At 42.2% G+C, this 12,046-nt stretch carries 12 protein-coding genes; 1 reads left to right on the top strand and 11 read right to left on the bottom strand.

Annotation, left to right across the window (positions count from 1 at the left end):
- Positions 1-16: 16 nt before the first annotated feature.
- The 8 genes from F6X55_RS19655 to F6X55_RS19620 form a co-directional block, all read right to left on the bottom strand.
- Entirely contained in the window at positions 17-337 is a 321-nt protein-coding gene (locus tag F6X55_RS19655; RefSeq protein ID WP_026569453.1) for a hypothetical protein, read from the bottom strand.
- Entirely contained in the window at positions 328-1,434 is a 1,107-nt protein-coding gene (locus tag F6X55_RS19650) for an anti-sigma factor (RefSeq protein ID WP_153465461.1), read from the bottom strand. The genes F6X55_RS19655 and F6X55_RS19650 overlap by 10 nt, the downstream gene beginning before the upstream one ends.
- The gene (locus tag F6X55_RS19645; protein WP_026569451.1) at positions 1,431-1,925 is read right to left on the bottom strand and encodes a sigma-70 family RNA polymerase sigma factor; all 495 of its coding nucleotides are present in this window, start codon (positions 1,923-1,925) and stop codon (positions 1,431-1,433) included. Before F6X55_RS19645 ends, F6X55_RS19650 begins: the two co-directional genes overlap by 4 nt.
- A 169-nt stretch (positions 1,926-2,094) precedes the next feature.
- Entirely contained in the window at positions 2,095-2,664 is a 570-nt protein-coding gene (locus tag F6X55_RS19640) for a GNAT family N-acetyltransferase (protein WP_237648724.1), read from the bottom strand.
- A 654-nt stretch (positions 2,665-3,318) separates the two neighbouring features.
- Positions 3,319-4,191 carry a YitT family protein gene (locus tag F6X55_RS19635; protein ID WP_026772471.1) on the bottom strand — a complete coding sequence of 291 codons (873 nt, stop codon included), beginning with the start codon at positions 4,189-4,191 and terminating at the stop codon, positions 3,319-3,321.
- 229 nt (positions 4,192-4,420) lie between these two features.
- Positions 4,421-4,603, bottom strand: a complete 183-nt coding sequence (locus F6X55_RS19630) for a hypothetical protein (protein WP_153465459.1) — start codon at positions 4,601-4,603, stop codon at positions 4,421-4,423.
- 256 nt (positions 4,604-4,859) lie between these two features.
- Complete coding sequence (locus F6X55_RS19625) at positions 4,860-5,408, bottom strand: flavoprotein (protein ID WP_035426551.1); 549 nt, start codon at positions 5,406-5,408, stop codon at positions 4,860-4,862.
- Positions 5,398-6,753, bottom strand: coding sequence for a radical SAM/SPASM domain-containing protein (locus tag F6X55_RS19620; protein WP_153465457.1), 1,356 nt, complete (start codon positions 6,751-6,753; stop codon positions 5,398-5,400). Before F6X55_RS19620 ends, F6X55_RS19625 begins: the two co-directional genes overlap by 11 nt.
- A 263-nt stretch (positions 6,754-7,016) precedes the next feature.
- Here F6X55_RS19620 and F6X55_RS19615 point away from each other — a divergent pair, with 263 nt between their 5' ends.
- Positions 7,017-8,267, top strand: coding sequence for an MFS transporter (locus F6X55_RS19615; protein WP_153465455.1), 1,251 nt, complete (start codon positions 7,017-7,019; stop codon positions 8,265-8,267).
- A gap of 22 nt (positions 8,268-8,289) precedes the next feature.
- On the opposite strand, the gene F6X55_RS19610 is transcribed toward F6X55_RS19615, so the two are convergent.
- From F6X55_RS19610 to F6X55_RS19600, 3 genes are all read right to left on the bottom strand, one after another.
- Positions 8,290-8,841: a winged helix-turn-helix domain-containing protein gene (locus tag F6X55_RS19610; RefSeq protein ID WP_026569446.1), complete on the bottom strand. Its 552-nt coding sequence runs from the start codon at positions 8,839-8,841 to the stop codon at positions 8,290-8,292.
- Positions 8,842-8,995: 154 nt separating this feature from the next.
- Complete coding sequence (gene htpG / locus F6X55_RS19605; protein WP_153465453.1) at positions 8,996-10,873, bottom strand: molecular chaperone HtpG; 1,878 nt, start codon at positions 10,871-10,873, stop codon at positions 8,996-8,998.
- Positions 10,874-11,137: 264 nt separating this feature from the next.
- Positions 11,138-12,046: LysM peptidoglycan-binding domain-containing protein (locus F6X55_RS19600; protein WP_153465451.1), on the bottom strand; the 909-nt coding region annotated here is incomplete at its 5' end.

Raw genomic sequence — 12,046 nt, 5'->3', positions numbered from 1 at the left:
TTCCGATGTGCTTCTGTTACGGTTTCGGGTAAATGATGAATTCCACAAAAAGGATAGTGACCAAGCTTATCCCTATAAACACATATACAAACAGCGCCCACCAGGTGAAAGTTTTTTTGTGATGGACGCGAAAAAAACTGAGAAATGCCAGCAGGAGACCTATTGCCGGAATGATTTGAAGAAACATATTGGAAAAGGCCCCCAAGCTGCTTTTCGTCATCAAAAAAACATTAAAATAGGCAAGTGTGAACAAAGCCAAAATAAAAGAAGCCACACCCAATCTCGTTTCCGCTACTTTCCGAGCTTTTTTCCGTTTAAAGATGCTGCCTAGTTCCATAATCGCACCTCCCCAAGATAGATGGCACGAACCGATTCGTTGTCTTGCAGTTTAAGGATTTCCTTGCTCGGACCTGTAACGACACCGCCATACGCTTTGATTCCGTGACCCTCTAAATAATCGATTCGTTCATCCAGATCGAGCCATTTTGCATGGGCGATATCCACGGCCTGCTGCTCATAATCCTCCAGAAACCGAAGACTGTCCATGAATTGTTCGGCATTCGGTTTTCCATCGTGATAGGGCGACCAGGCATCCGGATCTGTTTGGGCAGGATAGCCGATTGGTGCCAGATAGCCGCCCTCACTGCTTTTGCCGGAAGCTTCCAGCCCGGTATCGATGGCATACCACCGCCATTCAATGTCCAGGCCCTCCGTAATCTCACGCATACTGTCGGGCTGATGAAGGTCGTTTAACGAGAGATAGGCTTCCGCAACCGTTCCTTCGGGAAGCTTCTCCAACGTGTCCCAGGCATCCGTATCATGATTGGTTATGCTCGCTTCTGGATGATAAAGCTTCTTCGTGTCGTAATAAGGAATGTCTTCCGGCGGCGTTTCGGTAATATAATCTCTGGAAGGAGGCTCTGCCTGGTCAAATTGATAGCCCACCTCCCAATCCCCCAGTTTTATATCCTTGTCTCCGATCCGTTTAAAGAGGTCCATGTTGACATCAAGCGAAAACAACCCAACCTCTTCTTCGATCTCCATTTCTTCGAGGCTGACATTCGGCTCTGTGACATATACGGTTTCGATGGCTGCATCTATCAGCCTGTTGGCTTTGTTTCCCCAGCCATAATAAAGATAACTGGCCATGGTCATCACAGGATAGATGAGCAACACGATCATGACGACATAGGCAATTAAGGAAAATCGGGCGTGTCGGATACTGCTTCGGACCATTTTTGCCGCTTTTCCATCTGGCAGATCATTTTCCGGGAGGGCAGCATCATCCCTGTGCTCATCCGCGTCCAGCTCCTCATCGATAACCGACTGGTACGCATCCAGTTTCTCTAAATCTGCCTCCACTTCTTTCGCTTCCTCGTCCGAAAGCTTTCCCTGATAATATTTTTTTAACTTGGTTTTCCATTCTTCAGTCATTCCTCAGCACTCCTATTCGCATATAGCTGTCTGAGCCGGCCTCTTCCTCGGAAAATATGTGTTTTCAATGTATTTACTTTTACAGATAACATTTCCGCCGCTTCCTTATAGGAATATCCTTGTATATCGCATAAAAGGATGGCATGCTTCTGCATCGGTTTTAATTGGGCCAATTTGTTATGCAGTTCTTCTTTTTCCAATTTTTTTTGCACTTGCCATTCGGTGGAATCCTCCTGGGACAGGTATGAAAAGTATTCCGGTTCTTCATACGTGACTTTTTTGTTTCTTCTCACAAAATCCACAAAGTTGTGATAGGCAATCTTCATCAACCAGGCCTTCAAGTGATTCGGCGGGCCGGTTTCCAATGCCGCATATGCTTTCATGAACGTGTCCTGCGTAAGATCTTCCGCCAGGTTTTTATCTTTGCAGAGGGAGAGAAGATATCGATAGACATCGTGAATATAAAGTTCATAGAGCTCCTGGATATCCAATGTTCTCCCCCTCTCATTCAAATAACGTTTTCCTCTTCAAAAAAGTTGCACCTTTTTATTATTTCAGTGACAACCAGGAAATGTTAATAGTTCGTTTTGACTAAAAGGAGGGAAAACAGACGAAAAAAAGACCTTTTGGTATAGAAAGGTCTCCATTTTCTTATTCTATTCATTTCGTTCCCTGCCAAGCTTCTCTGGTCAATTTCATATTGATCGCGTCTATCCACTCTCCTTCATATTGCAAATCATCCTTGTCGATACTGTCCAAAACAAATCCTGTTTTTTCATAAACCTTCTTTGCTCTCGGATTGAATGCGAACACACTCAACGTCAGTTGGTTAAGATTGGTATTGGCGAATACATAATCGACAGTCAACCGGGTTGCTTCGGTGCCAAGACCTCGGTTTCTTCCTCTTGGACCGATCAGGATTCGAAAGTTCATGCTGTGATCGGCTTCTTCATATAAATTGACCACCACTTCCCCAACCAGATGATTTTCTTGTTTATCGACAATGGCCAGGTCCAGCCGGTCGGTCTGACCGTTTCTGGTCTGGTACCATTTCAGCACCTCTTCCTGGTCAAAACCGGAATCACTTCCTGTCAGCTTCAATACCTCTGGATCTTTTAAACACTCCACGAGATAAGGAAAGTCCGCTTCAACCATGAATGGCCTCAAAATAACCTTTTCCCCTGTGATGGTCGGTTTGTTGCTAAAGTCTATCATTCGATTCATCTCCATCGATTTTTCTTCTGCCAAATTAAACGCTGGCACCTTGCTCTTTTATTATTCTTTATAAATGGAAAATGCGGCCGGGACAAAAGCATGGTCATCAAAGCAAAAACCGTGCGAATTGGAAGTATCAATCAAATTCGTTCGGTTTTAACTTGTGTGTTCAGTAAACTTCTTTTTTCCTGTTGTTTGATGCGTTCTTCGTATCGCTACGTTTTCGTAGTCTGATTTCTACATATCAAGATAAAATAAACAGAGCTGTATTCTTCTATCTGCGTTAGGTTTCTAAACAGTGACGAAGACGAAAAATCAGCAGAAGATTCTTCAGAAATCGGAAGTTGCGGATAAACAGCATAGTTAGGAAAGTACTCCTTGTTTCCATGGGGATTGGCTTTCTACCGGAACAGCAATAGAAAAAACGGAAAGCACGCCAGAAGAGAAACCACCTTCATTCAACGGAGGCAAGGTACATAGACTCCTGCGGGAAGAGCGCGAGCTGAAGATCCACTTGGCGAAGCGGTATTCTTTGCCAAGTTAGCTGAAGCCGTGCCCGCGGAAGCGAAGTACCTTGCCGGAGTGGCACACGAATCATGAGAGAAGGATAAGAATGGTTGGTTTTTGTTGTGGTCATGATGCATTTGTCCCAAGTTCATTCCTGTTCCTTTAATGGATATCACTTTTTCTGAAGTTTCCGCCTTTCACTTCCACCACGTCATATACCGTGACAAAGGCAGTGTCGTCAATTTCATTGATGATTTCCTTTAGCTTGCTTTCCTCCAGCCGGTTGATGACACAGGTGATTTCCATGAATTTTTCATGGGAGTAACCGCCATATGCTTCCTTGTACGTGGCACTCCTTCCCAGACGATCCCGTATCGTTTCGACCATTGTTTTCGGCTCTGTCGTAATAATCTTGAAGGTCTTGGACCCGCTCAATCCTTCTTCGACGATATGGATCACTTTCGAAGCGATAAAGTAAGCAATCGCAGACAAAATCGCACCTTGCAGCCCAAATACAAACGACACGAAAATGAATACAAATAAATTCAGGAACAGGATAAAGTCACTGGTCCCAAACGGCAATTTCCGCGATAAAAGCACCGCCAGCATATCAATGCCATCCAGAGCTCCGCCGTTACGCAGTGCGAGCCCCATTCCAAACCCGAGGATAATCCCGCCGACTACGGTGATTAATAGCGTGTCTCCCTCGATGATCGCCGGGATGTGATGCATGAGACTGGTGCCGACAGCCAGAGAAACAATCCCGATAATCGAAAAGATGGCAAAGCTTTTGCCGATTTGTTTGTATCCCAGCCAAATGAAAGGGATATTGAAAATGCCAATGAGAATTCCCAACGGCATTCCGAACAGCTGCGAACCGACGATGCTTAGCCCCGTAACTCCCCCGTCCGAAACATTGTTTGGAATCAATACCGCTTCCAATCCGTATGCTGCGATAAATCCACCCACGATTACTGCTAATCCTCTTAATAGAGTGAATAGTTTGTTGCGTTTTTGTTTTTTCAACGTACTCATGCTGATGCCCCGTTTCTATAGTGTTTACAGTTTCAAAATGTATGCCATGGAAATTCTCTTAGGTAAAAGCCCCACGTTCCCCGTCAAACGACTTTATGGCATCAAACAATGCATTGGCTCCGACTACTTGATTATGATTTTTTCCCTGGCATGTTGGTTTTTCCCGCTCTATCAAATGTGATGTTGTATGAGGCCGATTCCTTTATCCGGATAACCATTCGATAGTCACTCAGGCGTTTTCTTCAGCTGTTTTTTCTCCAGCAGAAGTGTGCGAATATGTATAATGAATGAATACCACCACGTCATCCTTGCGCTGATTATGGATAAACTCAAAAGCAGCTGTCCCTCTCGCCACTACAAAAGAAACCGGATCCCCGCCTTCTGTGGCAAAACCGTCACCTTGAAGAGGCAATATTACTCACATTTTAACATACGTAAGCAGGGGACACCCCCGTTTCCTTCGGGACATTTTCAATGCTGAGGTTTTATATCCTATTTATAGTACAGCCGTTTTTTATACTATACTAAGTATGCTCCTCGCTCCAAAGATTGTTAGGCTCATTATATTCATTGATTAAAGACATAAAATAACCTGGATTTCATTAATAAGAAAACCAGGTTACAACATTACGGAAGAAAACCATCCATTTCTCATTCAAAATAATCATTCAGACAAAAACTTCTTGGGATAAGTAATATTGGAGAGTTCTTGGAGCAGGTAAAGCAGCTTCAGATATGATTCTTTTTCCGGTAGAAGCCTCATATCCTTCTGAGGATTCATTAATGAATATGTGCCCATCATTTTTCAATAATTCCACATTACGTTGCACACTCTTCTTTTCCCACATCACCTTATTCATATTCGGCGCCAGGAAAATAGGCTTTTCATAGTTTAGTGCGCATAAAGATAGTAAATCATCTGCAATGCCATTTGCCAGCTTAGATAAAAAATTTGCAGAAGTGGGGAGAATGACAAATGCATCAGCTTCTTTCGGTAAATTAGCGTGTGGGACTTTCTTTTCGCTTAAATCAAAAGCCTCGGTATAAACCCCATTCGCAATAGGCTTCATCCCCTCAGGGTTTATAAAAAAACCTGCTGATTTTGTGAAAACCACATCCACTTCAAAGTCCGTAATCAATTGCTGAATATACGCAGGGGCATTGATAGAACCAATAGCTCCCGTCACACCGAACAGGATTTTCTTTTTATCCTTCATAGACCATATCCTCCTCCACGATATCTAAATATCGCTTAATATTTGTTTTAATTGGTGGACATGGCGTCTGATTCGATTCAATTCTTTCCAATGGACATGCATTCCCCCGACAGGATGGTCTAAAGTAGCATCTTGTACAAGATGAATCCTCGTTCTCTCCACCTGACAACCATAAATAGAGACGATCGTGATAAAGATTCATTTCTCCATCTTCCTTTAAATCGCCGACATGGTTATATGGATTATCAAAAGCAACGGTACATTTATAAATCATTCCATCTGATCCTATAACGAAGGAGTTGGGATTGGATGCATAACACTCCGAGCCGCCGGGCTGCAAGTTTTGCTTATAGAAATCAAAATTAAACCCTTGGTTTTGAGCGTAATTATAAAATGGGAACAATTCTTTCGTATTACATAAGTGGATATTTGCATTTTGTTCACCTTTCAAATTCAACACAGAAACAAAATGCAGACTGAAGCGCGGATCCTCTACAAAGTGAGTCTTCATGTTATCAATAAAATCATACATGACAGGAAAGGTTTCCTGGCTTATGTTCGATCGTAGAATCACCTGAAAATTTTCATTGTCTACTTCTTTCATTTTGATCAGGTTTTCCATGATTGTTTCATACGTTTCTTCTCCATGCTTGCCTATTCTCGATTGATCATGGGTTTCTTTTGTGCCGTCTAATGTTATTTGATATCCGACCACCTGATAACTTAGCAACTCTTTAAATACCTCTGGAGTCAAGTTGTACCCATTTGTAGTGATACCTGCCAGATAGCTTACATTGTATTCCTCACATAATTTCATCATTTCTTTGGATAATTCGCGTATAACATTAAAAGATATCAATGGCTCGCCGCCAAACCACGAGATTAGCAAAGTATCGTAACGTTGTAAATTGGCTTTCAAATAATTAATTATTCCTTTTTTAGTATGGTTACTCATCTCTTGTTTCTCGAAACTTTCATAACAATATACACACCTGAAGTTACAGTCTTCATTAGGCATGATGATTAAATTCAGTGTCCGATCCTTATTCAATGAAGCGACTTTTTGTGCAGTGGCTTTTCTGAATTCATCCGTTTCACTATTTACCAGGAATTTATTATCAACCAAAAAATCTACTAGCCGATTATTTTCTTTATAGGAAATTTCCTTCGTTCTTAAAGTTTTAAGTAAAGAATCCTTATGCTCTCCATTAAATCTAACGATTTCACCTGTATAACTATTAAACAGTTTTACATGGTCTTCTCCATTACTGAACACGTTAAATCTTGAAGGCTTTAAGCGTAATTCTTTCATTTTGTTCACTTTTTTGGAATCCCTGTTAAACATTTTTTCCCTCCTAAACAATGAGGTTGTCCTAAAACAGGACAACCCCGGATGATAAGTAATCAAAGGTTAGCAAAATACATTAACAGTTACTGGTTTATCTGCCATATTACTCACCACCTTTCATTAAAATTATTTTATCGGTTTAATTATTTTTCTGTTACATATAACTTACCCTGTTTTCAAAATTATGTCAATATTATAATAATTAAAATATTGCGTTTTATTTTATTTAACGTTAAAATAATTTTAATGGAGGTGTTAAGGTGATAAACAAAAATTTTACGTTTTTGATTTCTGGCAGGGTTCTGACGAACATCGGTGACAGTCTGTACGCTGTGGCATCTATGTGGTTGATTTACGACCTTACTCACAATAGTTTTTTCACTGGCTTGGCAGGCTTTTTGACTTCTGCTCCAATCGCCCTTCAATTTTTTATCGGCCCGCTCATTAATCAAGCCAAGTATAAGTCCATCCTTATTTATTCGCAGATGATTCAGGCTATTTTGCTAATGTTCATTCCTTTGGCCTATTTTTTCGGTTTTCTTTCCGTGTGGATTGTATTGATCATTAATCCCGTCGTTTCGATCATTCAGCAATTTGTCTATCCAACCCAGGCAGCCTTATTGCCAAGCATTGTCGATAAAGAACATATAACCAAAGCAAACTCGGTGATGTCCGCTACCTATCAATTACTTGATGTGATTTTGCTTGGAGTTTCCGGAATTATCATCGCAGCCATGGGGGCTGTATCGGTTTACACATTAAACTCGGCGACTTTCTTAATGGCGATGACGCTGTTTTTTTACCTTAAGGTCCCAAAGACAGAATTCAATGAAACGGAAAACGATTCCGACCTAACATTGAGTGACAAATGGAAAAGCTACAAAACCGATTTAACGGATGGTTACCGTTTTATAAAAAACTCCTTCATTCCGAAATTTTTACTGGCCGCGATTTTAGCCAATTTCATTATAGGGGCAGTATCGGCGATCCTTCCTGAGTATTCTGCCGAGCGTGGAGGAAGCAATGTGTATGGATGGTATTTAGGTGCAATGTCGGGAGGTTTATTGGTCGGTTCCTTGATAAGCAGTTTCTTTGATAAGATTTCTCTTGGCAGGGTGACAATTGTGGGATTTTTTATTTCGGGAATTAGCTGGTTGATTGCGGGTATAACGAATATTACATTGCTTTCCGTTTTCTTGTATGGCTTCAGTTATATTGCTATCGGAATGACGAATGTCTTGTTTCTTTCTTCATTGCAAAAAGTGGTACCGTCTGATTACCTTGGAAGAGTTTTTTCTTTTGTAGCAGGAGCAACCGCACTTGCCACTCCCTTAGGGGCGTTAATAGGCGGGGCGACAGCTACCGTGACAGGAAGCTGGATGATATTTATGGGAGGAAGCGCAGCAACGATGTTCGTCTCTTTTTATTGGATAGTCATTCCTACATTGAGAAATATGCCATCTCCTAGTTCATTTGAAGCGGAAACGCTATTCGAAGCGAAGCAGGCGTAATGCTCGCCTCGCTTCCGAATAGTTATTGGTTGTCGGGTTCATTTAGATAGCTCATGAAAATATAGGTAGCTTCATACCCTTTCCCGTCCTCATTTTTGTCTTCACGCTTCGAAACAATCTCTCTTACTTTTTGGTTGACTTCTTTCCACTCTTCTTTCGTTAGATGGGCATTGATGATGCTTGCCTCCGAAGATATATCCGTCTCATTCCCTATACTAAGATCTGTCTGAATTCTTGTAATCGCCTCTTCTGTGAAGGCGTATAACTGGGAAGTGATGAATTCGGCATTTTTGGATGCTTCTTTTCCGGTAAACGTGTATTCGTTTAACATTGCACCAGTATTTGCGGCGGTATAATACTTTTGGGTTAAATTATTTATCTGTTTTTCGCTGGTGATCTTTAACAGCCCTAGTTCTTCTAACTGGTTGATATGATAGTATAGCCTGGATGGCTTCTCATTCAGTGCTTCTGCAATTTGCTTCACCGTTTTTTCTTTCCCCTTTACCACTTGAAGAATTCTGGCCCGTTGGTAATTAAAAAGTGATTTGGCGATTTTGGTTTCCCTTTTTTCCATCGTATACTCCCCCCTTTTTACTATCTTTTTCGAATTCCACAATAGTTTCCTTTCATTCTACCAATAAACTACGAAAACTGCGAAGCAGAGACCAAACGGATTCCACCTCACAGTTTCGCATCTTCCCATATTCACATTCTGACCACACGATTATTTAAGCCGTCACCATCACTTTGCACATGTTATTCGAGAACTCAACCGGATCATCGACCGGCAATCCTTCGATTAACAGGGCTTGGTTATATAAAATATTGGTGTACAAGTTCAATTTCTCTTTATCGTTGTCGAAGGCACCCTTCAGAATCTCGAAAACCTCATGGGTCGGATTGATTTCCAGCACTTTGTCCGCAGAAATATGCTGATTGTCCGGCATGGCGTTGATGACTTTTTCCATTTCAATAGAAATCTCGCCGTCTGCCGTCAAACAAACCGGGTGGGTTTTCAAGCGCTTGGATACCCGCACTTGTTTAATTTTCCCGTTCAGCTGCTCTTTCATATAATCAAACAGTTCTTGGTGTTCTTTTTCATCGTCTTGCGTCTTTTCTTCCTCATCCTCTAATCCTAAATCATTGCTGGAAACAGACTTGAATTCTTTTTCTTCATAGCTTGCCAGCATGCGGATGGCGAATTCATCAATTTCTTCGGTGAAGTAAAGGATTTCGTATCCCTTGTCGGCCACAAGCTCTGTTTGCGGCAGCTTATCGATGCGGTCGATTGATTCACCGGTTGCATAATAAATGTACTTTTGGTCTTCCGGCATTCTCGATACATATTCAGCCAATGTAACGAGTTTCTTCTCTTTCGAAGAATAGAACAACAGCAGGTCTTTCAGCACATCTTTGTTGGCGCCGAATTCGTTATAAACGCCAAACTTAATCTGACGGCCGAAGGCATTATAAAATTTCTCGTACTGCTCCCGGTCGTCTTTTTGCAGGGTGAGAAGCTGGGATTTGATTTTTTTGTTGATGTTTTTAGCGATCAGCTTCAGTTGTCTGTCATGCTGCAGCATTTCCCTGGAGATGTTCAGGGAAAGATCTTCAGAATCCACCAGCCCTTTGACGAAGCTGAAATGATCCGGAATCAGGTCGGCACATTTTTCCATGATCAGCACACCGTTTGAGTACAGCTCCAGCCCTTTTTGATACTCTTGCGTGTAGTAATCGAACGGACGATTTTCCGGAATGAACAGCATCGCATTGTAACGGATTGTACCGTCCACACTCAAATGGATGTGCTTCAGCGGCTTGTCGAATCCATAACGCTTTTCCCGGTAGAAATTCTCATAATCTTCATCACTTAGCTCGTTTTTATTCTTTTTCCAAATCGGCACCATGCTGTTGATGGTTTCTTCTTCTTTATACTCGACATACTCATTGCCGTCATCTTCTTTTTTGCTCTTCGTTACATCCATTTTAATTGGGTAGCGGATGAAATCAGAGTACTTTTTGACGATTTCTTTTAAGCGGTATTCTTCCAAGAATTCATCATAGTTTTCCTCTTCTGTGTTCTCCTTCAGCTTCAAGGTAATCACCGTGCCAGTTGATTCTTTGGCCACCGGTTCAATGGTATAGCCGTCGGACCCTTTTGATTCCCATTTGAAGGCTTCGTCACTGCCAAGCGCTTTACTCGTCACGGTCACCACATCTGCCACCATGAATGCCGCGTAAAACCCTACCCCGAATTGACCGATGATATCATGGCCATCTTTCACTTCATTTTCATTTTTGAAATTCAACGAGCCGCTTTTCGCAATTGTCCCCAAGTTTTTCTCCAGTTCTTCCTGGGTCATGCCGATCCCTGTATCGGTGATCGTCAAGGTACGGGCATCCTTATCCGCTTCGATTTTTATGTAGTAATCGCTTTGGTTAAAGGACAGATTTTCATCAGTCAGCGCCTTGTAGTAAATTTTATCAATGGCATCGCTGGCATTGGAAATCAACTCTCGCAAAAACACTTCCCGCTGCGAGTAGATAGAGTTAATCATTAAGTCTAGCAACCGTTTGGATTCTGCCTTAAATTTTCTTTTTCCCATTTCTACAGCCCCTTTTCGATCAATTTTTAGCATGGATTCATTTATTTTAGCACTCGACGTATTAGAGTGCTAACGCCTAACAAATAAATATCACATCTCCTAAATGGTGTCAATATTTGTGAGATTCATTCATCATGAATTTTTATTAGCACTAAATTGGTGAAGTTATATTGAATAAAAACATCAGTCCCTGGACAGATAGAAAAAAGGCACCTGCAAGAGATGCCTTTTACTTGTATTAAAAACTTTTTCCTTTTTTATGATTTAACCGACTATTAATACTTGGCCGATCTGAATCGCATTTGGATCGCTGATGTTGTTCCATTCCTGTAATTGCGCGACTGTCACACCAAATCTCAAGGCGATCGAACTCAGGTTGTCTCCGGCCTGCACAGTATAGGTGCTCGAACCGCTGCCTCCCCCGTCCGTCGGGGCTTTCACAATTAATACTTGACCGATTTGAATTGCATTTGGATCGCTGATGTTGTTCCATTCCTGTAACTGGGCAACGGTTACTCCAAATTTCACAGCGATGGAACTTAGGTTGTCTCCGGCCTGCACGGTATAGGTGCTCGATCCGCTGCCTCCCCCATCCGTCGGGGCTTTCACAATTAATACTTGACCGATTTGAATTGCATTTGGATCGCTGATGTTGTTCCATTCCTGTAATTGCGCGACTGTCACGCCAAATCTCAAGGCGATCGAACTTAGGTTGTCTCCGGCCTGCACGGTATAAGTACTCGAACCGCTGCCTCCCCCGTCTGCCGGGGCTTTCACCCGTAATACCTGCCCGATTTGAATCGCATCTGGATCGCTGATATTGTTCCATTCTTGTAACTGGGCAACGGTTACTCCAAATTTCACAGCGATCGAACTTAGGTTGTCTCCGGCCTGTACGGTATAGGTGCTCGCTCCACTGCCTCCACCGTCTGCCGGGGCTTTCACAATTAGTACCTGGCCGATTTGAATCGCATCCGGATTGCTGATATCATTCCACTCCTGTAGCTGTGCTACGGTTACTCCAAATTTCACAGCGATAGAACTTAGGTTGTCTCCGGCCTGTACGGTATAGGTGCTCGCTCCACTGCCTCCACCGTCTGCCGGGGCTTTCACAATTAGTACCTGGCCGATTTGAATCGCATCCGGATTGCTGATATCATTCCACTCCTGTAG

The organism is Sediminibacillus terrae (assembly GCF_009602435.1).
Classification (GTDB): Bacteria; Bacillota; Bacilli; order Bacillales; family Amphibacillaceae; genus Sediminibacillus; species Sediminibacillus terrae.
This window is presented reverse-complemented; position numbering and strand designations above follow the sequence as displayed.

Excerpts from the sequence above, each read along its gene's own strand:
- F6X55_RS19655 (WP_026569453.1), bottom strand. The coding sequence starts at position 337 with ATGGAACTAGGCAGCATCTTTAAACGGAAAAAAGCTCGGAAAGTAGCG.
- F6X55_RS19650 (WP_153465461.1), bottom strand. The coding sequence starts at position 1,434 with ATGACTGAAGAATGGAAAACCAAGTTAAAAAAATATTATCAGGGAAAG.
- F6X55_RS19640 (WP_237648724.1), bottom strand. The coding sequence starts at position 2,664 with ATGGAGATGAATCGAATGATAGACTTTAGCAACAAACCGACCATCACA.
- F6X55_RS19635 (WP_026772471.1), bottom strand. The coding sequence starts at position 4,191 with ATGAGTACGTTGAAAAAACAAAAACGCAACAAACTATTCACTCTATTA.
- F6X55_RS19625 (WP_035426551.1), bottom strand. The coding sequence starts at position 5,408 with ATGAAGGATAAAAAGAAAATCCTGTTCGGTGTGACGGGAGCTATTGGT.
- F6X55_RS19620 (WP_153465457.1), bottom strand. The coding sequence starts at position 6,753 with ATGTTTAACAGGGATTCCAAAAAAGTGAACAAAATGAAAGAATTACGC.
- F6X55_RS19610 (WP_026569446.1), bottom strand. The coding sequence starts at position 8,841 with ATGGAAAAAAGGGAAACCAAAATCGCCAAATCACTTTTTAATTACCAA.
- htpG (WP_153465453.1), bottom strand. The coding sequence starts at position 10,873 with ATGGGAAAAAGAAAATTTAAGGCAGAATCCAAACGGTTGCTAGACTTA.